This is a genomic window from Spirosoma panaciterrae DSM 21099 (genome assembly GCF_000374025.1).
GTDB classification, from domain to species: domain Bacteria; phylum Bacteroidota; class Bacteroidia; order Cytophagales; family Spirosomataceae; genus Spirosoma; species Spirosoma panaciterrae.
In genome coordinates this window covers 794,568-814,240 of record NZ_KB893172.1, presented here as the reverse complement: position 1 = coordinate 814,240, position 19,673 = coordinate 794,568, and the positions used below count along the sequence as shown (strand labels likewise).

Annotated in this window: 20 protein-coding genes; 7 read left to right on the top strand and 13 right to left on the bottom strand. The window is 48.2% G+C overall.

The window, feature by feature from the left end; genetic code table 11:
* Together B153_RS0103345 and B153_RS34560 are read right to left on the bottom strand one after the other, a co-directional pair.
* On the bottom strand, window positions 1-231 hold a 231-nt coding region (locus B153_RS0103345), incomplete at its 3' end, for a transposase (RefSeq protein ID WP_020595249.1).
* 35 nt (window positions 232-266) lie between these two features.
* Complete coding sequence (locus tag B153_RS34560) at window positions 267-815, bottom strand: DUF4386 family protein (protein ID WP_020595248.1); 549 nt, start codon at window positions 813-815, stop codon at window positions 267-269.
* A 217-nt stretch (window positions 816-1,032) separates the two neighbouring features.
* Here B153_RS34560 and B153_RS0103325 point away from each other — a divergent pair, with 217 nt between their 5' ends.
* The 3 genes from B153_RS0103325 (at window position 1,033) to B153_RS0103315 (ending at window position 2,942) form a co-directional block, all read left to right on the top strand.
* On the top strand, window positions 1,033-1,878 hold the full coding sequence (locus B153_RS0103325; protein WP_020595247.1) for a methylated-DNA--[protein]-cysteine S-methyltransferase: 846 nt from the start codon (window positions 1,033-1,035) through the stop codon (window positions 1,876-1,878).
* 93 nt (window positions 1,879-1,971) lie between these two features.
* Window positions 1,972-2,667, top strand: coding sequence for a 2OG-Fe(II) oxygenase (locus B153_RS0103320; protein ID WP_020595246.1), 696 nt, complete (start codon window positions 1,972-1,974; stop codon window positions 2,665-2,667).
* Complete coding sequence (locus tag B153_RS0103315; RefSeq protein ID WP_020595245.1) at window positions 2,664-2,942, top strand: Ada metal-binding domain-containing protein; 279 nt, start codon at window positions 2,664-2,666, stop codon at window positions 2,940-2,942. The genes B153_RS0103320 and B153_RS0103315 overlap by 4 nt, the downstream gene beginning before the upstream one ends.
* Window positions 2,943-3,032: 90 nt before the next feature.
* On the opposite strand, the gene B153_RS0103310 is transcribed toward B153_RS0103315, so the two are convergent.
* The 5 genes from B153_RS0103310 to B153_RS0103290 all read right to left on the bottom strand — a co-directional run bounded on the left by B153_RS0103310 (window position 3,033) and on the right by B153_RS0103290 (window position 9,741).
* On the bottom strand, window positions 3,033-3,368 hold the full coding sequence (locus B153_RS0103310) for a hypothetical protein (RefSeq protein WP_020595244.1): 336 nt from the start codon (window positions 3,366-3,368) through the stop codon (window positions 3,033-3,035).
* Between the two features lie 160 nt (window positions 3,369-3,528).
* Window positions 3,529-4,275: a GLPGLI family protein gene (locus tag B153_RS0103305; protein WP_020595243.1), complete on the bottom strand. Its 747-nt coding sequence runs from the start codon at window positions 4,273-4,275 to the stop codon at window positions 3,529-3,531.
* A 31-nt stretch (window positions 4,276-4,306) separates the two neighbouring features.
* Window positions 4,307-7,159, bottom strand: coding sequence for a TonB-dependent receptor domain-containing protein (locus B153_RS0103300; RefSeq protein WP_020595242.1), 2,853 nt, complete (start codon window positions 7,157-7,159; stop codon window positions 4,307-4,309).
* 239 nt (window positions 7,160-7,398) lie between these two features.
* On the bottom strand, window positions 7,399-8,724 hold the full coding sequence (gene pabB, locus B153_RS0103295) for an aminodeoxychorismate synthase component I (protein WP_020595241.1): 1,326 nt from the start codon (window positions 8,722-8,724) through the stop codon (window positions 7,399-7,401).
* Window positions 8,725-8,727: 3 nt separating this feature from the next.
* On the bottom strand, window positions 8,728-9,741 hold the full coding sequence (locus B153_RS0103290; protein WP_020595240.1) for an NYN domain-containing protein: 1,014 nt from the start codon (window positions 9,739-9,741) through the stop codon (window positions 8,728-8,730).
* A gap of 342 nt (window positions 9,742-10,083) precedes the next feature.
* Between B153_RS0103290 and hisB the strand changes: the two genes are divergently transcribed.
* Both hisB and B153_RS0103275 read left to right on the top strand, forming a co-directional pair.
* Window positions 10,084-11,232, top strand: coding sequence for a bifunctional histidinol-phosphatase/imidazoleglycerol-phosphate dehydratase HisB (hisB, locus tag B153_RS0103285; RefSeq protein WP_020595239.1), 1,149 nt, complete (start codon window positions 10,084-10,086; stop codon window positions 11,230-11,232).
* 267 nt (window positions 11,233-11,499) lie between these two features.
* Window positions 11,500-12,069: a 1-acyl-sn-glycerol-3-phosphate acyltransferase gene (locus tag B153_RS0103275; RefSeq protein WP_020595237.1), complete on the top strand. Its 570-nt coding sequence runs from the start codon at window positions 11,500-11,502 to the stop codon at window positions 12,067-12,069.
* Between the two features lie 27 nt (window positions 12,070-12,096).
* On the opposite strand, the gene nspC is transcribed toward B153_RS0103275, so the two are convergent.
* The 5 genes from nspC to B153_RS0103250 all read right to left on the bottom strand — a co-directional run bounded on the left by nspC (window position 12,097) and on the right by B153_RS0103250 (window position 16,695).
* Entirely contained in the window at window positions 12,097-13,248 is a 1,152-nt protein-coding gene (gene nspC, locus B153_RS0103270; RefSeq protein ID WP_020595236.1) for a carboxynorspermidine decarboxylase, read from the bottom strand.
* A gap of 30 nt (window positions 13,249-13,278) precedes the next feature.
* A complete protein-coding gene (locus tag B153_RS0103265; protein WP_020595235.1) occupies window positions 13,279-13,701 on the bottom strand; it encodes an energy transducer TonB in 423 nt (140 codons plus the stop codon).
* An 18-nt stretch (window positions 13,702-13,719) separates the two neighbouring features.
* On the bottom strand, window positions 13,720-14,550 hold the full coding sequence (locus B153_RS0103260; RefSeq protein ID WP_020595234.1) for an energy transducer TonB: 831 nt from the start codon (window positions 14,548-14,550) through the stop codon (window positions 13,720-13,722).
* Window positions 14,551-14,609: 59 nt separating this feature from the next.
* Window positions 14,610-15,392, bottom strand: coding sequence for a hypothetical protein (locus B153_RS0103255; protein ID WP_020595233.1), 783 nt, complete (start codon window positions 15,390-15,392; stop codon window positions 14,610-14,612).
* Window positions 15,393-15,480: 88 nt separating this feature from the next.
* Window positions 15,481-16,695 carry a saccharopine dehydrogenase family protein gene (locus B153_RS0103250; RefSeq protein ID WP_020595232.1) on the bottom strand — a complete coding sequence of 405 codons (1,215 nt, stop codon included), beginning with the start codon at window positions 16,693-16,695 and terminating at the stop codon, window positions 15,481-15,483.
* Window positions 16,696-16,888: 193 nt separating this feature from the next.
* On the opposite strand from B153_RS0103250, the gene B153_RS0103245 reads away from it, so the two are divergent.
* Together B153_RS0103245 and B153_RS0103240 are read left to right on the top strand one after the other, a co-directional pair.
* Window positions 16,889-17,329: a WapI family immunity protein gene (locus B153_RS0103245; RefSeq protein WP_020595231.1), complete on the top strand. Its 441-nt coding sequence runs from the start codon at window positions 16,889-16,891 to the stop codon at window positions 17,327-17,329.
* A 333-nt stretch (window positions 17,330-17,662) separates the two neighbouring features.
* Window positions 17,663-18,277, top strand: coding sequence for a TetR family transcriptional regulator (locus tag B153_RS0103240; protein ID WP_020595230.1), 615 nt, complete (start codon window positions 17,663-17,665; stop codon window positions 18,275-18,277).
* An 80-nt stretch (window positions 18,278-18,357) separates the two neighbouring features.
* On the opposite strand, the gene B153_RS0103235 is transcribed toward B153_RS0103240, so the two are convergent.
* Window positions 18,358-19,656 (bottom strand): aminopeptidase P family protein, encoded by a 1,299-nt coding sequence (locus B153_RS0103235; protein WP_020595229.1) that lies wholly within the window; start codon window positions 19,654-19,656, stop codon window positions 18,358-18,360.
* Between the last annotated feature and the right edge of the window lie 17 nt (window positions 19,657-19,673).

The window sequence follows — 19,673 nt, the reverse complement described above, 5'->3', positions numbered from 1 at the left end:
GTTGATGTGTTCAAAGTAGTCGGCCTTTTTCCACTGGTCAAAATAATAGTATACGGCTTGCCAGTGCGGAAAGCTAGGCGGCAGGTTTCGCCATTGACAGCCGGTGCGTAACATCCAGAAGATGGCATCCATGACGGCACGTAATTGGTGTTTACGCTTGCGTTGAAGGTTAAAAAAAGGCGAAATTGCTGCCCACTGGTAGTCGGTCAGTGGTTGCCACTGCTTAGTCATTACTTTGTTTCTTGGTCGATACAAAGTTGACTCGACTACCAGTCCTTATCAATTCCCCAACAAGCTCTTAACCGAAGCAAAGTCATCGACAGCAAACTCGTGTAAGCAATGGTGAGCAGTTGCCCCAGATGTTCGCCCAACACAACGCCACCGTATTGGTGAATAGCCGTAAAAACCACTTCGATAGCCTTTTGGGTAGATGGATCGGTAGTCTGAACATAGTGCGATGCCAAAACAGGCACCACAAACGGCCAGCGTAACAAACCTACAATTTGAACAATGCCCGAGACAACGCCCAGGGTAGTCGCCCATCGGAAACCAGGCTCCTGAGACTCCAGTTTCTGGCCAATAAGTACGTACGCTTGCAACAGAAGAAAACCACTGATCGCAAAGAGCCACCAAACAAAAATCAGCACCCTTCCGCCCGCATGAAAGCGGGTAAGAATAATACCGGGTTCGTAACGTAGCACATTCGGATAATCGAAGAGTATGGTCAGAATTGTGTAGGGAACAATGACCAGGATAACGCCAGAAATAAGTAGATTACTGATAAATCGATTTGCAGGAAATAGAGCCGTTTTCATTTGTATACGATTGATTGACGATACAAAGTTGGCTGAGCGACCAGGCTTATCTCCTGGACAAATGTCTATAACGTTCAAACTCTCTATTTCTGTTAACTTAGTAACACAGCTCACGTATAAGTCTTCCAAACAGAAATCACATGAAAAACTCCGCAAGAATCGGGTTTTTCGGCAGGGCGATTCTGGCGACTTTTGTTCAGGCAAAAACGCAAATACAATGACAACCAACAGCACCTATCAGCAAATTGCCCGTGCCATTGAGCATCTGACCGCTACGTATCAACAGCAACCTTCGCTCAGTGAACTGGCCCGTGAGGCTAATCTGAGTGAGTTTCACTTTCAGCGCCTGTTTACTGAATGGGCGGGCGTTAGTCCAAAGAAGTTCAGCCAGTACCTGACCCTCGAACATGCCAAAGCCCAACTCCGAGAAGGCGCTGCCCTCTCTGAAGCGGCCTACGGATCGGGCTTATCGGGAACGGGCCGCCTGCACGACTTATTCGTTAGTATCGAAGGCGTTACACCGGGCCAGTTCAAGCAGGCTGGTTCCGGTTTGCAACTTAGGTACGGTGTGTTCGATAGCCCATTCGGAGCTTATGTACTGGGAGTCATCAACGGCAAACTCGCGCTGTTACATTTTCTAGACGAAGCCAGTGAGCCAGAAGTCATCCTGAAATCGGCCTGGCCCGAAGCCTCAGTGAGCCACGATCCCGAAGCCGTCCAGGGCTTTGCCGACCAGATTTTTCCTGTTGCAGGTGTGCCTAATCCCGTTGTAAACACCCCAATACCTGTATTGCTGCGTGGGTCAGCGTTTCAGCTAAAGGTATGGGAAGCTTTACTGAAAATACCCGAAGGTCGTTTGGCCAGTTACGATCAGATTGCCGACGCCATCGGGCAACCAATGGCGTCGCGGGCAGTCGGAACGGCCATTGGGTCTAACCCAATCGGCTACCTGATTCCCTGTCATCGGGTCATAAGGAAAACCGGGCTTTTCGGGGGATATCGTTGGGGAGCCGAACGTAAACAGGCCATGCTGGGCTGGGAAGCCGCTCGCGTAAACGGATAAATTATGAGTAAACATAAAGGCACAGGGAACACAGAGTCTTTATTGCTATTCCTCCGGTTCTCTGTGCCTCTGTGTTTAAAAAATCAATCTTCCATGAATCAGGATAAAATTGACTGGCCAACCTGTCAGAACACGCTCTCCCAAACAGGTTTTGCCGTATTGCCTCCACTATTATCACCAGACGAATGTGTGCGTTTAGCAACACTCTTTGATGCACCGAACTTGTACCGAAAAACGGTAATTATGGAGCGGCACGGCTATGGCAGTGGCAAATACAACTATTTTAACTACCCCCTGCCTCCTGTGGTCGACCAGCTTCGCCATGACCTGTTTAGCCAACTGGCTCCTGTGGCCAACGACTGGAATACTAAACTGGGTATAGCCTTGCGCTACCCTACTGACCTCGATGAGTGGCTGGCGATCTGCCACGAAGCTGGACAAATCAAGCCCACCCCTCTTATTCTGAAATACGGTGCCGGCGACTGGAACGCCCTTCATCAGGATATGTACGGCGAATTGTATTTCCCGTTTCAGGCAGTTTTGTTCCTAAGTCGGCCTGGCCAGGATTACACAGGCGGAGAGTTTGTGATGCTGGAACAACGGCCCCGTATGCAGTCGAAACCCATTGTTTTGCAACCCGAACAAGGGCAAGTGGTTGTATTTACCACAAAATACCGACCAGCCAAAGGCACTCGCGGTTATTACCGACTGACAATGCGACATGGCGTTAGTGAAGTTCGGACGGGAACACGCATCAATATTGGGCTTATTTTTCACGATGCGGCATGATCCGTCATCTCGATCTGGGTCCAACTCCTTTTGCCCGACTCCGCGCTTTAGTTATCAGAAAACAAAACAGGACCATCGGTCTGAGTGGGCATCGCCCTGGCAAGCTCTACGGTCGGCTGGGTTGTCGGGCAGGTAAGCGCATGAAGCCCGAAAACCGGGTATTTTTTCGAGATGAGCACGAAGCCCTCGCGGCCGGGTATCGCCCCTGCGCCGTGTGCATGCCCGAAGCTTACAAAGCCTGGAAAGTAGCTTCCTCCACACATAAATCCCCCTGAATTGGCGTATAGAGCCTTATTCAGGGGGATTTATGCCTTTATGCAGGGTTCTGTCTTTACGCAAACGGACAGTCGAACCAACTGCTTTTATCACAACAGATCGATTGCGATCATGAACAGGTGAAGGACGAGGCTAATGGCAAAGCCCGAAAAAATGTATCGGACGGGTAAAGCAGACAATACAGGAACCAGCACCCCTAAAAAACAAAGCATGCTAACCAGAAACTGCCAATCTCCTCCGCCAAAGTTGGCCATGATCAGCAACAGTACCGGCGACAGAATGCAGCCCTGAATAGCCAAGGCGCCGACAGCCCAGCCAAAGCGATAAAATTCGGCTTCAGAAACGAATTTTTTAACGGATGAAACCCATGAAGTATCGGTGGTTGTGTTATAGTCGGGAGTTGTATGAGTTGTGAGCGTTGCCATGATTTTGTGTGTTTGAATTACTCTACAAATCACGGCAAGACTGTCCGGAACCTACATGACGTTTGTCAGGACCGAAATTGACTTTTGTTAGGTAATCCCTATAAACACAAAGACCGCCTGTAGAAAAGCGGTCTTTGTCCAAAAATTCAACTGAGTATCCTCAATAGCGAATCTCCCAATAGGGGTTATTATGGGCAACCATTTGCTCGGCGATGTATTGGCTGATCACTTTATTATACGCAGCGTCGTCAATTTTCTTCCCTTTCACTTTAGGTAGCTTAAGGTCGTTAGGCGTCAGAGGACGGAACGTAACGTTCGTTGCTTCTATGATCACCGTTCCATCATCGATATTCAGTTCCAGAATCAGGCCGGGCAATCCACACATCCGTTCGGGACCCGCCGAAACCGGAATATCCTGTGCAAACCAGGCCGTAATTTTCTGGTTCTTAATAGGGTCTTCCGTTTCCGCTTTCATGCAGATAAAGCCTGCGACTTCTTTGATCTGGTTGCCGATTTTCCAGACGGGTGCATGGACCGAATCTTCAACAACGTAGGTTTTACCCAGCATTTCGATGATATCCGTCTTCTTATCCTTTTCAAAGTTTCGGTACAGATCCAGTTCATACTGACGCCACGAGTAGCCACCCTCTTCCGGTTCCGTACTAAAATAGGTGTACAGACTTTCGTTGGCGTTAAAGGCCATCTTCATTTTTGTGCCTTTGTTGTTCTCCTCCCAGTTCTTCCGTAGCTGCGTCTGACGATCCTTTTGTTCCTGATTCAGGAACGTCAGTCTATTGATCATCTTACTCCAGTAGTCTTTACGGACATACGTTACCATACCTTCCGTTTTCTGGGCCATAGCCATCGAACTGACCATCAGGCATAGTAATAGGGCTAGTTTCTTCATAATAGATATGTGCGTTTAGAAGCGATTAAGATCAATAATAATCACGGCGCATTTTCGCCTGAACACCCCGCATGTTGTATGTAAAGCTCAGCATAAAATACCGGGCCAGCGACTGAATCCGTTCGGTGCTGGTGTAGTTCTGCCCTGCATACTGCGATACCACCACGTTGCGGTTGAGCAGATCGAAGCCCGACAACCGGACCTCGGCTTTTTTCGCCTTCCCAACAATACGATAGATGGATGAACTTAACAACGGAATCTGCTGATTGAAGTTCAGTTTCTCGTTCTTGTAGGCGTTGTAGTTCAGCGTCGTGTTTAGGTAGAGGCCACCAGGCAATTTCAGGTTTAGATCCCCCCGAATGCTGTTGTTATAAATGGTCTGGTTCTGTGTTGTGTTGATCGAATATTTCGTATTGGTGATGCTCATATTGGCATTGCCGTAAAAGGTGATCCACTCTTTAGGAGTCAACTCCAGCCGGACACCAAACGAGTAATTCTGGTTGTTTGTCTCGTTCAGCACTTCATTAATCCGCGTTAGATTGTGGCCCAAATTCAACGAGGTATTCAGGTTAAGCGTTGCCTTCGTTTTCTTCAGTGGGAAGCCGAAATAGATATTAGACCCCAGATTTTTACCCCCCGTCAGGTTCTCAGGCATCGTCGTTGTAATCAGGGTTTTGGGGTCAACAATCTGGCTATACACGATCTGGTTCACAAAATAAGTCGTGTAAATATTCGTCCATAAATTAATGAAGCTACCTGGGTTAAAGTAGTTGTATGAAGCACTCAGATTATGACCCAGTTGGGGAAGCAGATTCGGATTACCACGGGTAATGGCCAGTGGGTTGCTGTTGCTCGTTACCGGCTGTAAATCGCGCGAGGATGGTATCTGTACCCCTACATCATAATTGGCGCCCAGGTATCGGTTATTTTTCAAATCGAAGTTGAGCGAGACGTTCGGAATCACAGTCGTGAATGTCCGGTTGATGGGTTGAAGCGGCTGGCTCTGGTCACGGGCAAACTTCCCATCAAGCTGAAATTGCTGCCCTGCTACCCCGGCCGATATATTGAGCCCTTTATACGAATAGCGCACACTACTCCCCAGGCGGTTGAACAGATAATTGTTCTTATAGTACAAACTCAGGGAATCAATTCGTCGGCGGCTGTCGTCCAGGTTTGCCACATCGCGATCAACTTCATCGTAGCGAAGATTAAAGTTATAGAACGTCTCCCAGAAGAACTTTTTGGCGAACGGCTCTACATAGAGCAGGTTAGCCTTGTATTGGTTGCTGATCGAGTTTGTTCCCTGATCCTGATTGAGCACCCGCAACATGTCGTTCACACTGGTAGCCTGATAGAATTCGTTCCGGGCTTTCAGGAGTAAATCGCCATCATTTTTATTCATCTGAAACGTAGCACTGGCGCCAAAGTTGCGCCCCTTCTTTTTGAATTTCAGCCGATACAGCAACGTATTGGCTATCGCAAACTGGTTTACCGATGAATTATTCGTCGACTGGCTATACGTTGTTGGAAGCTCAGCGCTGTTTGCTACGCTCTGAAACACGCGTTGCTGACTTTGCAGGTTGCTGCTGTTAAGGCCAAACCGGCTGTTACTGATTATCAGCAACGTTTGCATGGAATCAAGCTGCTTTTCCAACCGGAAGCTAATCCGGTGGTTCGTGGTCAGATTCGACTGGCTGCTGGTATCCGTTTTCCGCAAATTGGTTGAACCGGGCAGGTAACTTTTATTTTCCCGAAGTGCGTCCAGATTCAACCGGGTCTGGTTGAAGTAATAGCTGGTACTCAGTTTGGTTTTCTTGGTGTCGTAGTTATAGTTAAGCCCCCCTGCTGTATTTTTGGTAAAGCCCCGGCCATTGCCTCCACTGATCGGAATGGTCAGACTTTCATTGTCATCGCCGAAGTACAGGTAGCGATTAGAGCCACTGAATCCGAAGTCGGCATTGTCGTTCCAGTTAAATGAGTTACTTCCTCTAAAATCCTGATAGTCATTGAAGGAAAGCCCTTGCTGGTTGGTATTATTGCCGAGCAGTAAGGCTGAAAACTGTTGTTTACTGTCGAATTTATTGTAACTCCCTTTGCCTTCAAACCGGGTCGATACGTTATTGGAAGCGGGCCCGGCTCCGGCCGTCAATTTCCCAAAACCACCTTTTTTAAATTCTTCTTTCAGTTGCAGGTTAACGGTTTTTTCTTTCTTGCCATCATCAACGCCCGTCATTTTGGCCTGTTCGGTTTTATCATTAAACACCTGCACTTTGGTGATGGCTTCGGCCTGTAGGTTCTTGGTCGCCAACTTCGGATCATCCCCGAAAAAGCTTTTGCCATCGACCGTTACTTTCTTCACCTCCTGCCCCTGAGCCCGAATATTACCATCCTGGTCGACCTGAACACCCGGCAGTTTCCGTAACAAATCTTCGACCGTTGACCCCGGCGGTACCTTAAACGAACTGGCATTGTATTCGATGGTATCGCCTTTGATCGTCAGGGGAGCTTTTGCCGTTCGAACCACCACTTCCATCAACTCACGGGTAATCGGCTTGAGTTTTAACGGGCCTAAATCCATGACCGGCTCACCCGCATGCTTAATCAGTTGATTGTACGGAATTAACCCCACAAACGAGATTTTCAGAATATACGTACCCGCTTTTATATTCTTAAAAGTAAACGCTCCGTTATCGCCTGTCCGCGTGAAGTTGACCATCGACGAATCTTTGGCACTGAGCAGCATAACGGTCGAAGAAGGTAGTGGAGCCGAAGCGGTGTCTACTGCACGGCCCTGAAGTGTAAAGCGGGTTGCAGCCGGTGGGCTTTGCGCATAAAGCGAAGCCGTGAGCAGGCATAGTAAGGCCAGCAGGGAAAGGTTTCTCATGGATTATAGAATAGAAGATAATAGGATAATGAGAGCAAATATAAAAATCAGTTAATAGGTTAGTTACGGCCTTAAGGAATTTTAACTAATTTTTTAGTAAATTAACTATTTTTATAGGAATAAGCTCAATACGATGTTCAACAAAGCGAAAGAGCTTTATCCTGACAAAAGGTTGCATCCCTTGATTAGTGAAGAGCAAAAACAGGGATAAAATGCATAAAAGCAGATGGGTTTATTGATTAAACGGTAGCAAATCGCTCAATCACCTCCCGGATAGCCCTCGCTTTCAACAGGCATTCTTCCCATTCCTGCACAGGATCGGCATCGTAGGTAATGGCACTGCCTACTGAGAAAGACGCATACCGATTTTGTGCATTGTACAGAAGCGTACGGATAACGACACTGAAATCAAAATCGCCCTCCGGCGTAACAAAACCAATAGCGCCCGAATAAACCCCGCGCCTACTGACTTCCAGTTCATCGATCAGTTCCATAGCCCGGATTTTGGGGGCTCCGGTCATACTACCCATTGGAAACGCCTGACGAATAGCCTTCGCCCAGCTTACATCGTCCCGCAAGGTTGCCGAAACCGTCGAAATCATCTGGTACACGTGCTGAAAGCCGTAAATGCCAAACAATTCATCAACGTGTACTGATCCGGTTTGGGCACTGCGAGCCAGATCGTTACGCACCAGATCAACAATCATAAGGTTTTCAGCCCGCTCTTTTTCCGATTGCAGCAGCTCAGTCCGCAGGGTGTTGTCTTCGTCTGGTGTTTTCCCCCGTCGGATGGTGCCTTTTATGGGCTGTGACAAAATTTTCTGCCCTTCTTTCTTCAGAAAACGTTCGGGCGATGCGCCCATAACGTACCGGTCGCCCAGTTTCAGAAAGTTTGAAAAAGGCATGGGCGACCGTTGATTCAGCGCACGATAGATGGCTAATGGGTCCAGATCGATGGCTTCGGCAAAAAACTCAATGCAGTAGTTTAGCTCATACACATCCCCAGCCAGAATATGCCGCTGAATACGCTCCACATTGGCCAGATACTCTTCATAAGATACCCGGCATCGAACAGCCGGAGAAGCAGCCAATGGAGGCTCATGATCGGCAGGCGGCTGAACAGCTACGATTTGTTCCCACAGTGCCTGGGCATCGCCATTCCCCCGAATAAGCACATAGTTGGCCCCTTCTGCCGAGGTTTCAAAATCGATAATCCAGGAAGGCTCAACGAAATACACCTCCGGGAATCCCAGCCGATCCGGGTTCCGGCTTTTCAGGGCTTCAAGCTGGTTTTTCAGGTCATATCCCCAATAACCTACCAGAAAAGAGGGTTGCCTGCTATGGGCATCGGCTAAGGTCTGGAACGCATCCGGGTTGGCGAACGAAATGACCCGTTCCGCCCCGATAAAAAGTCGGTTGGGAAACGGGTCATTCGGATAAACTATATCGTTATTGGTTAAATAGGCAACGAAACCAACCGAATTCTTAGGTTGGTCAACGGCCCAGGCCAATGCCTGCCAACGAATGGAGTGAATGTCGTCAACGTCTATACGCAGGGCATTCATAGCTTACTGACGTAACAACCGAACGTCAATAGCAATGTCTTTTCCTTCGGCATTCTGACCAATTGAAAATTCAACTTCATCGTCGACCTGTAATTCATTGAAGTCGGTATCGACCAGGCTGGTATAGTGGAAAAACAGGTTGTTGGGCGGATAATTCACAAACCCATAGCCTGTTTTGAGGCTACGAATGGTGCTGATCTTACGGCCTTCCGGGTCATTATCAGCCACATTGTAATTAGGCTCTATCGACGAATCATAGTCATAGTCACTTTCCATCGACAGTGAGCCACCGTAGCTCATACCGTTCGTATAGCTATTGCTATTCCCATTTCCGTTCACGGTCGAGAACGTGGGGCGTGGTGTTTGTTTGACAAACAAATTCTGGATCACCATATCGTTCCGACGGCTGCGGTCATCAATGATGCCATGCATCGCCACCGGATAAGACACCTCTTCGAGCAAATCCTGCGATGTGCGGGTCACCTGTTTCTCGCCCTGCTCATTGAGGAATTCAAAATCCCAGCTAAGCACCATGATCCGGGAGCCCAGCGTATTGAGTTTTCGAATAAGGGGAACATAATCCCCATCGGACGTGATCAAGACAACAACATCGAATTTCTTATACTGAGCCAGTTCAAAAGCTTCGAGAGCGAGCCACACATCGATTCCTTTTTCCTGCCGGTAGCCCTGATACGTTTTTACGGGCAGGTAGTGGGTTACGACCCCTTCCGACATGAGAATATCGTCGAACAGCCGATCATAAAAAAGTTGATTTCCGCGTTGATTAGCCTCATGGGCATTCAGCCTACCGCGAAAATAGTGTGCATCTACAATCTGACACAGACGCTCGTTCACCCCTTCTTCCTCTGCTACCTGACGACGAATAAACGCGTGCAGCCCTGAAATACTAATACGGCTACGACGTTCGTGCGAATAATTATAGTAGTTGCTTACATGTAGAAAATAATTACCGTCATAGAAAACCCCAATACGGGTTAATCTGGATTCTGCTGGCATGCTGTACTTAAATGTTTATAATTGTATGATTATGTAAGAGAAAAATTCTTTTAATTATCCTTTTATTGGGGCTGATTGGTGGTATATGGACGCTATAACTACGAAAAAAACGACTTATCAATTTCTATTTTAATCGTATTCGGTAATACTCAAAAACAAGTTACTCAATTATTAAGCACTACACTTTATTGTATAGACTTTACTAGGTGTTGTAAGTAACAAAGAAAAAGGGGAATCAGTGCGGGAAAGATCAATATTGTATAAAGACTACTCTGCAAACATAATAATTTTTTAAATGCATTCTACCCTACCCCTATCTTTGCCTGTTCATTCCTGGGTACTATGCAAAAAATATTATTTATTGACCGTGACGGTACACTCATTATTGAGCCTCAGCCCGATCAGCAGGTGGATTCCTTAGCCAAACTGGATTATATGCCGAAAGCCATTTCGGCTATGCGTAAAATCGCTGAAGACACAGAATTTCAACTGGTTATGGTAACAAACCAGGATGGTCTCGGCACTGATTCTTTCCCTGAAGATACGTTCTGGCCTGCCCATACCAAAATGCTGGACACCTTCGCCGGAGAAAATGTCCAGTTTAAGGCCGTTCATATTGACCGCCACTTCCCGAGTGACAATTCCCCCACGCGAAAACCAGGAATCGGGATGCTGATAGACTATTTCTCAGCCGATTATGACCTGGCCAACAGTTTTGTGATTGGTGACCGGCTCACGGATGTCCAACTCGCCATCAATCTCGGAGCAAAAGCGATCCTGTTCCTGCCCCCCAATGGCCTAGCTACAGTGCAGACTGCTGATGTATCAGGTATGACCCCAGCCATGCAGGAAGCCATTGTACTGACTACTGACGATTGGGATCAGATTTACGAATTCCTGCGCTTACCAGCCCGTACTGCTTCGGTTGAGCGGAACACCAAAGAAACCCAGATTCGTGTCGATCTTAACCTCGACGGCACTGGTAAGGCCGACATTCACACGGGGCTGGGCTTCTTCGATCATATGCTCGACCAGGTTGCCAAACATTCGGGCGCCAACCTGACCATTCGTGTCAACGGCGATCTGCATATCGACGAGCATCATACCATCGAAGATACGGCACTGGCCCTTGGCGAAGCTTACCGTCGCGCTCTGGGCGATAAGCGGGGCATTAGTCGATATGGTTTTTTATTACCTATGGATGAGGCACTGGCTCAGGTAGGTATTGATTTTTCGGGCCGTCCGTGGCTTGTCTGGGAGGCCGAATTCCGACGTGAAAAAATTGGCGATATGCCGACCGAAATGTTTTTTCATTTCTTCAAATCCTTCTCCGACACAGCACTTTGCAACCTGAATATCAAGGTTGAAGGCGACAATGAGCATCACAAAATTGAAGCGATTTTTAAAGCCTTTGCCAAAGCCATTAAAATGGCCGTCCGACGCGACATTAAAGAACTGGACAACCTGCCCAGCACGAAGGGGGTCCTGTAACTAAGTTCGACGTTGGCAAACGAACTTCAAACTAATTAATTACTTTTGCATCTGAATTCAACCGAACATCGACATGGATTTATCAACTCCTTTGACCATTCTGTTCTACGTCGTCCTGCTGACCGCTTCGTTCATTACGGGCCGGTGGCTGGAGCGTAATGACCGGAAGTATTAATTTCAGTCGAAATACATCAATCACCAGATCGCAGTTCTTTCGATACGAATAGCCGCGATCTGGTGATTGATGTATTTCGACGATCGACTATTATGCTCAGTGCCCTTGCACGCTGGTTGTTTAAAGTTGCCGGATGGCAATTGGTAGGCAACGTTACTAATCTCCCCAAAGCCATTTGGGTGGTTGCTCCCCATACCACCAACTGGGACTTTTTTGTGGGCCTTGGTGCTCGGGCCGCCACTCGTATCTGGATTCAATACCTTGCCAAAAGTTCGTTATTTACCTGGTACTCAGGCTGGCTCTTCCGGGCCCTGGGCGGTAAACCTGTTTACCGGGATCGATCGCATAATCTGGTCGATGCCATCGTCGATGTTTTTGATCAGAACACCTACTTACACATTTGCATTGCCCCGGAAGGAACCCGCAGTAATGTCAAAAAGCTAAAAACCGGCTTTTATTTTATTGCGCTGCAGGCAAACGTCCCTTTGATTCTTACAGGCTTCGATTGGCCCCGTAAGCAGGTCATTTTCAGCGAGCCAGTCTACGTCACGGGCAATTATGAGGCCGATATGGTCGTTTTTTACGAGTTCTTCTCAAACATTCACGGCATCAAAAAAGACTGGCTAAAAGAGTGGGAAGAAACGGGTATTATTAGCCACTGACGGATCGGGCGCTATGCCCCATGTGCCTTAACTCAGCCGATCTTTAAAGCTTTCGTAACCGTAGGTTCTCACGAGCTGGAATGTTTCGCCCTCTTTCCATATCCCAATAGACGGCAGATTTACGCCATTGAAGGTGGTCGTTTTGACCATTGTATAATGAATCATGTCGTCAAACACGATTTTGTCACCTACCTGCAAAGGTGCATCAAACGAATAATCCCCCATAAAGTCGCCCGCCAGACAGGTCATCCCCCCCAGTCGGTAAGTAGGTTTCCCGGCAACAGGCTCATGATAGGCATGTATAATTCGGGGTTTATAGGGCATTTCGAGCGTATCGGGCATATGAGCCGCAAACGACGTGTCGAGAATCGCGACATGAATTCCCTGGCTATCGAGTACATCCAACACCGTCGATACCAGCACCCCCGTTTGCCAGGCAATGGCCGAACCCGGTTCCAGAATCACATCGACATTGTATTTCTGCCGGAAGGCTGTCAGCAAACCAACCAGATGTGCGGTATCGTATCCTTCGCGGGTCATCAGATGGCCTCCGCCAAAATTGACCCATTTTGCCTGATGCAGGAGATCGCTAAAACGCGCTTCAAGGGCCTCGAGCGTCCGTTCGAGAGTGAAAGAATCGTTTTCGCAGAGGGTATGAAAATGAAGTCCTTCCAGTCCGTCGGGTAGCTGATCGGGCAACTGGTCGCGGGTAGCGCCCAGCCGCGAACCAGGCACGCAGGGGTTATACATCTCCGTGGCGACTTCGGAATATTGCGGATTGACACGGATGCCGCACGACACCCTCCCAACGGCCCGACCCTTAAACCGTTCCCATTGACTCCACGAATTGAATGTGAGGTGGCTGCTACGTTCTACGACTTCATCGAACTCATCGTCGCGATAAGCGGGTATGTAGGTATGCGCTTTCACGCCCATGTAGTCGTTGACGAGTTTGATTTCGTTAAGTGAACTAGCCGTTGCTCCACTCAGGTATTCGTGTACTAATGGGAAAGCGCTGTACATCGAAAATCCCTTCAGAGCCAGAATAATAGTTACGCCAGCCGCTTTCTGAACGGAGTCGATGAGTTCAAGATTTCGACGGAGTTTGGCTTCTTCCAGAATAAAACAGGGCGATGGAATCGCAGGATCGGCCAGATGTTGCAGCAGGTTTGTATTCATGCCACAAAGGTAGGCAATGGCAAATGAATGTCATTTACGTTTGTATGAATCCATTCCAAAACCAATTGGCAAGTTATACTTTACCCGGATCGGCTTTCCTGATTGGCTCCCAGGTTCCCAGCAGGGCATGGCCTGAACAGCCCGAAGTGCTTCTTCGTCGCACCCGTAGCCAAGTCCCTTCAGTAGCTGAATATCCCTCAGATTGCCATCCCTTTCGACAATAAACGATACGAAGACCCGACCTTTCAGCTTTGCTTTTTGAGCCTCTGCCGGGTAGTGTACCATCGCCTGTAGATAATTTGTCAATCCTTTATATCCACCCGGAAACTCAGGAAATTTTTCCACAATGGTATAAACCGTCGTATCGATGTTGGCTCTCGTTTGAGCCAGTACATTCGATGGCGCAAGCAAAACAATGCTGGCTATTACAAGCCCGGAAATAAGATAACGCATAGCTCAGACCCAAAAGCCTCATTCGAGTGTAAAGGCAATCGGCAAATTAAATTTGACCCGTACGGCCCGGCCCGACTGCTTGCCTGGTTTCCAGTGAGGCATTTTCTGCATAACCCGTATGGCCTCTTCATCGCAGCCAAAACCAATACCTTTCAGTACGTGTATATCGGTCAGGCTACCGTCGGTATTGACCACAAAACTGACATATACCCTTCCTGAAACTCCAGCCGATGCAGCCGCACGCGGGTAGTTCAGATTTTTACCGAGGAAGTTCCTGAGCGCTTCGATCCCACCAGGATATTCGGGCTGCTGTTCGACCGTAACAAAGGGGGTTTCGGGAGCCGTTTCCACCTCAACGGCCTTTTCCTGAATGGTTGGTGCAGACGCTTCCGGTGCCAGTATCACCTCTTCGGCACCCGTCCCTTCGGCCGTTTCTGTACCCGATGTAGCGTCTTTTAATTGCTCGGTCGTGGGAGGTAGGTTCTCATCAATCACCTCATCTTCAGGCTTAACCTCAGGAGGCAAATTGCGGACGGTGTTTACGGCCGGAGCGGGTTCCGTTTTGGGCAAAGCTACCGGAGGCTCTTCCACGTTATCGGGTAATTTCATGACATCAGCCGTAATCATGACCTCATGATCTGAGACTACCGATTTGGGCCAGAAGTGATCGTACAGGGTAGGCCCGGCCAATCCGGCTAAAAATAAACCGACTCCCAATCCTAATGCACGGCTGAGAGTCGGTCGGTATTGCTGGCGCAGTACAAATGCACCATAGGCCTGATTACGGGCCTGAAAAATAATGTCGTCGTAAGTAGGTGCGACAGGCAGAAACGTATTGGAGCGAAGCATAGCAGTAACTGGTTGGTTTACCGCTTAGATGTCCGTACGCGCTGTATTCCACAATCCGATCAGAAACTATCGTATTTCTGAACAAGCTGAATGGCGTCATTTTCGGCCTTAAAATGCAAATCGGCCTGCTTTACGTACGCTTTCAGTTCATCTTTATGATCGCCCAGGGCCTCAATCAATGATTTGTCAGAGAGCTTCACCTTCTCCAGGGTTTGGTCGGGCTTTAGGAGGTAGTAGGAGATCACATCGCGAAATTCGTCATAGCGAACATTGTTCGAGTAGGGGTTTTTGTAATCGGCCTGTTTAAACGCCTTGACAATCCGTTTCAGCAAGGCCGATTTTCCCTGATAGAGCACCAGAAAGTACCCTTCTTTCAGGAGTTCATCGCTGGTTTTGGCGGTTGGTATATGCCGAAATACGTACAGTTGTCCATCGCCATTTTTCAGTTGAAACGACTTTACCTGATCGACGTTGACGATGATCGAATCATTTCCGGCCCAAGTCCGCAACAGAATCAGATGCTGGCGGTAGGCATCGAACTTAATCGGCACATTTTTATAATGCTGCCCGGCGACCATTTCGATCTGGCCTTTATTCCATTCGGGCAGAAAATACGGTGTTCCACGCAGCCCTTCGTACCGATGATCGATGGTGTTGACCATGGTGTAGGGCCCTGCACCGACAATCTGGCTAGTCGATTGATAGGTTTCGTAGCCATTCCGCTGGGCATTGGGGTTGTATTGCGACTGATCGACTGGCTTCGTTTTCGTCGAATCAGGCTTTTGAGCATATACGCTTACCAGAGAAGTGATGGACAGTGCAAAAAGTAACAGACGTTTCATAGGATGCGTGGTTTAGAAATAGTTTGTCAAGTAACGAAAAATCCCGCCTTCATGTATGGCGGGATTTTTCGATTTTAAGAATTTTTAATCAGGCTGGATACTCGTGGGGCAGTGGAATATCGATCCGTTCGTTTACGGGTAAGCCCTGTTTGTTCATTTGCTCGATAAACGGATCGGGGTCAAGCTCTTCGCAGTTCCAGACACCGGGTTTCATCCAGACACCCGTCAGCATGAGCATAGCACCGATCATGGCTGGCACGCCAGTTGTGTAACTAACGGCCTGCCCCCGAACTTCTTTATAAGTCTCGGCATGATCGCAGTTGTTCCAGATAAAATACGTACGCTCATTACCATCTTTCACGCCTTTGATCTGGCAACCAATGCTGGTTTGGCCGGTGTAGTTTTCGCCCAGTGAATCAGGGGCAGGTAATACGGCCTTCAGGAACTCAAGCGGTACAATGTCCATGCCCTGAAACTTGATCGGGTCGATCCGGGTCATGCCTACATTCTGCAATACTTCCAGGTGGGTCAGATACGCCTGTCCGAAGGTCATCCAGAAGCGGGCGCGTTTCAGCGTTGGAAAATTTTTCACCAACGATTCCAGCTCCTCGTGGTAAAGCACGTACGACTCCTTGGGCCCAATACCCGGATAATCGATGGGCTTATGAATACTCATGGCCGGAATTTCTACCCACTCTCCATTTTCCCAGTAGCGACCAGGCTGGGTAATCTCCCGGATATTAATTTCCGGATTAAAATTGGTCGCAAATGCCTTACCGTGGTTCCCTGCATTGCAGTCGACAATATCGAGGTAGTCCATCCGGTCGAAATAATGCTTGGCGGCATAGGCCGTAAATACCTGCGTAGCGCCGGGATCAAAGCCACACCCGAGCAACGCCATCAGGCCAGCCTGCTCGAAACGCTCTTTATAAGCCCATTGCCAGCTATACTCAAATTTGGCCACGTCTTTAGGCTCGTAGTTGGCCGTATCCATATAGTGCACACCCGCTTCCAGACAGGCGTCCATGATGGGCAAATCCTGATAGGGTAATGCCACATTGATAACCAGCACCGGGTTGAACGACCGAATCAGGGCTACTGTTTCGGCTACTACATCGGCATCGACCTGCGCCGTTTGAATCGTTACACCGTGCATTTCCTGAATCTCGGCTGCGATCCGGTCGCATTTTGCCTTGGTACGGCTAGCCAGCATAATACTGGTAAATACGTGGCTGTTCATGGCGCACTTATGCGCTACCACGCTGCCAACACCACCCGCCCCAATAATGAGCACCTTTGCCATCTATCTGAATCTAAAAGTTTGTGTGTTTCGTTTTCGGCTGCAAAGATAGGTAAAGCCGGGAAGGGTTGCATTCTTTTACCTCTGATCCTTACACTCGAAAAGTTCAAGAAATCACGTAAAAGTTATGTTCCTCTAACAAATACTTAGTATATTTGTTAAGTAGACAAATAATCACTCCCTAATTACTCGCGTCATGAAATTTGTTTCTTCCACAGGTTCTCCCGATTCATTCGAACTGGCCATTGTTGGGTATGGTAACGTCACCACTACTTGGCGGGACCGCAATCGACTTCAATGCCGTTTTTCAACATTCTGGCGGCAAAAGGCCGATACCCGGTCGGCTCTGCTGCAAACCTGGGAAGTAAAACGGCTATTAGTTGGTTTGCGCTCCTTGTGGGCCAAAGCTTCCAATCACATTACGCTGAACTTCTCTCAGCCTGGTTTCAGTGTCGAAGCCAAAGCCCTTTCCAACGATGAGTATCGGCTGCAAATTCAGCTTAACCATGAGCTTACCCCAGCCTGGCATACGTACCCCGATTTTCCGATGGAGATGGATATTCTTCTGAATCGAAATCAGCTTCAGGAAGCCATTCAGGACTTGTCGGGCCAGGTTGATACGTACCCAGAACGGTAGTCCATACCCGGTTTAGCAGCTTATTGGAAAACCATTTACTCATTTTTTCACCTTTTCAGGCATGTGCAGCCAAGTTTGCTTTGCTGCCATACTGGTATAGTGTAGAGAGGACTATCACTCCGTTTGTCAATCATTTTGGCCTTTATTTTTATTTTTAGTGTCACTATTGGTTGACAACCTCAACGGTTATATTCATATTTGTAGCTACAGTAGATTTGCTACCATTTTAGCAGACTATTTAACTCCCTAAGCATACAAACGCATATAACTGAATCCTCTTTAAACATAAAACGACCCAATCGTATGAAAGTCGTCAAGCGAAGAAATCGCCAGATGACCATGGAACGTATCCTGCGCGCCATGGGAGAAGTAATGGCTGAACGCGGTACCGAAAAAGCAGGTATTAACGCCGTTGCTGAGCGTGCCGGAGTCAACAAAGTGTTAATCTACCGCTATTTCGGTGGCTGGAATGGCTTATTGGAAGCCTACGTACATCGTGGGTTTTTCCTCTCCATGTTTAATGATAAGTTTCTGGATTCAGTACCAGACAATCTGGCTCCAGAAGCCCGCAGCAAAGCCTGGTCAGAATACACCATTCAATTCATGCGCGAATTTCGGAATCGGAAATCGTCTCAGGAGTTGATTCGCTGGGAAATGGCGAATGGAGAAACCGAGCTGGCTCGTCGGCTGGCCGATTTCCGTGACCAGTCGTACAAAACGATGGTGAGCAAACTGGCTCCATATGCAGCCTTTGATCCGATTGCCATCACCAGTTTAATGGTTGCTGCTGTGACCCATCTGGTTCTGACCAGCAATCACCGCGATCACATCGGCGATATCGACCTGCGCTCAGATGCAGGTTGGGAACGTCTGGAGACCGCCATTCGCCGGATTTACTCCAGCCTGAATATTGCGCTTGATCGTGAAAACGCGAAAGAAGCAAAGTAATGTATGATGTATGATGTATGATGTATGATGTATGATGTATTAACCACATACATCATACATCATACATCATACATCATACATTACTTACTGTTCATCAATTCCTCGATTTCTTCGGCTTCCAGGGGAATATTCGCCATTAAATCGATGTTCCCGGATTCGGTTAGGAGCACATTGTTTTCAAGTCGAATGCCGAGCTTTTCTTCACGTATATAGATACCCGGCTCCACAGTAAAGACCATTCCGGGTTCCATTCGTCGGTATTTATTACCTACGTCATGTACATCCAGCCCCAAAAAGTGTGACGTCCCGTGCATGAAGTACTTTTTGTAGAGGGGAGCCTCCGGGTCCTGTTTCTCTACGGCAGTCCGATCCAGCAAGCCCAGGCCAATCAATTCCGATTCCATGATCTTGCCTACTTCCCGGTGATAGTCGTCCCATAAATTACCAGGCCGGAGCATCTGTTTGGCCTCTTTCAACACCCGCAATACCGCATCGTACACCGCCCGTTGCCGCTCGGTAAAGCGCCCATTTACCGGGACCGAACGGGTCATATCGGCATTATAATTGGCATATTCAGCACCAATGTCGAGCAATACAATGTCGCCATCCTGGCATTGCTGGCTATTGTCGACGTAATGCAGCACACAGGCGTTGGAACCCGATGCAATAATTGGGCTGTAGGCCGACCCACGCGAGCGGTTTTTGAGATACTCATGCATCATTTCGGCCTCGATTTCATACTCCCAAACTCCCGGCTTGATGAATTTAAGCAGCCGCCGGAACATTGTATCGGTAATGTCGATCGCCTTTTGAATAAGGGGAACCTCCAGCGGTTGCTTGATGGCGCGCAGGTAATGCATTAATGGGGCAAGCCGCTCCAGATGATGTAATGGGTACTTCCGCTTAAACTCATCGATAAATCGGGCCTCCCGGGTTTGCACCTCGATACCTGCCCGGGTATGCTCGTTCGTATTCAGGTACACCCGTTCGGCTTCAAAGACCATCTGGATAAACACCTGTTCAAACTGGTGCGTCCAGTAGATTTGCTTTTGAGGTATGCCTGTCACCTGTTCGGCTTCGGCTTTGGTCAGTTTGTGCCCTTCCCAGATTTCGATCAGCTCGCTGGTTTCACGCAGGAAAAGTACTTCGCGAAATTTGGGATCAGGATGTTCGGGAAATAGTACCAACTGAGTCTCTTCCTGATCGACTCCCGTCAGGTAAAACAAATCGCTGTTTTGTCGGAAGCCCATCGTACCATCGGCATTGGTGGGCATGATGTCGTTGGCATTTAAAACGACTAATGATTTAGGCTTCAGCAGTTGGGTAAGCCGCTGGCGATTCTGACTAAAAAGCTGCTTATCGATTGGTAAATAACGCATACGGCAGACCGTGTAGA

What these genes read in the sequence shown, in the direction of transcription:
- B153_RS34560 (WP_020595248.1), bottom strand. Translation starts at nt 815, where the DNA reads ATGAAAACGGCTCTATTTCCTGCAAATCGATTTATCAGTAATCTACTT.
- B153_RS0103325 (WP_020595247.1), top strand. Translation starts at nt 1,033, where the DNA reads ATGACAACCAACAGCACCTATCAGCAAATTGCCCGTGCCATTGAGCAT.
- B153_RS0103320 (WP_020595246.1), top strand. Translation starts at nt 1,972, where the DNA reads ATGAATCAGGATAAAATTGACTGGCCAACCTGTCAGAACACGCTCTCC.
- B153_RS0103315 (WP_020595245.1), top strand. Translation starts at nt 2,664, where the DNA reads ATGATCCGTCATCTCGATCTGGGTCCAACTCCTTTTGCCCGACTCCGC.
- B153_RS0103310 (WP_020595244.1), bottom strand. Translation starts at nt 3,368, where the DNA reads ATGGCAACGCTCACAACTCATACAACTCCCGACTATAACACAACCACC.
- B153_RS0103305 (WP_020595243.1), bottom strand. Translation starts at nt 4,275, where the DNA reads ATGAAGAAACTAGCCCTATTACTATGCCTGATGGTCAGTTCGATGGCT.
- B153_RS0103300 (WP_020595242.1), bottom strand. Translation starts at nt 7,159, where the DNA reads ATGAGAAACCTTTCCCTGCTGGCCTTACTATGCCTGCTCACGGCTTCG.
- pabB (WP_020595241.1), bottom strand. Translation starts at nt 8,724, where the DNA reads ATGAATGCCCTGCGTATAGACGTTGACGACATTCACTCCATTCGTTGG.
- B153_RS0103290 (WP_020595240.1), bottom strand. Translation starts at nt 9,741, where the DNA reads ATGCCAGCAGAATCCAGATTAACCCGTATTGGGGTTTTCTATGACGGT.
- hisB (WP_020595239.1), top strand. Translation starts at nt 10,084, where the DNA reads ATGCAAAAAATATTATTTATTGACCGTGACGGTACACTCATTATTGAG.
- B153_RS0103275 (WP_020595237.1), top strand. Translation starts at nt 11,500, where the DNA reads ATGCTCAGTGCCCTTGCACGCTGGTTGTTTAAAGTTGCCGGATGGCAA.
- nspC (WP_020595236.1), bottom strand. Translation starts at nt 13,248, where the DNA reads ATGAATACAAACCTGCTGCAACATCTGGCCGATCCTGCGATTCCATCG.
- B153_RS0103265 (WP_020595235.1), bottom strand. Translation starts at nt 13,701, where the DNA reads ATGCGTTATCTTATTTCCGGGCTTGTAATAGCCAGCATTGTTTTGCTT.
- B153_RS0103260 (WP_020595234.1), bottom strand. Translation starts at nt 14,550, where the DNA reads ATGCTTCGCTCCAATACGTTTCTGCCTGTCGCACCTACTTACGACGAC.
- B153_RS0103255 (WP_020595233.1), bottom strand. Translation starts at nt 15,392, where the DNA reads ATGAAACGTCTGTTACTTTTTGCACTGTCCATCACTTCTCTGGTAAGC.
- B153_RS0103250 (WP_020595232.1), bottom strand. Translation starts at nt 16,695, where the DNA reads ATGGCAAAGGTGCTCATTATTGGGGCGGGTGGTGTTGGCAGCGTGGTA.
- B153_RS0103245 (WP_020595231.1), top strand. Translation starts at nt 16,889, where the DNA reads ATGAAATTTGTTTCTTCCACAGGTTCTCCCGATTCATTCGAACTGGCC.
- B153_RS0103240 (WP_020595230.1), top strand. Translation starts at nt 17,663, where the DNA reads ATGACCATGGAACGTATCCTGCGCGCCATGGGAGAAGTAATGGCTGAA.
- B153_RS0103235 (WP_020595229.1), bottom strand. Translation starts at nt 19,656, where the DNA reads ATGCGTTATTTACCAATCGATAAGCAGCTTTTTAGTCAGAATCGCCAG.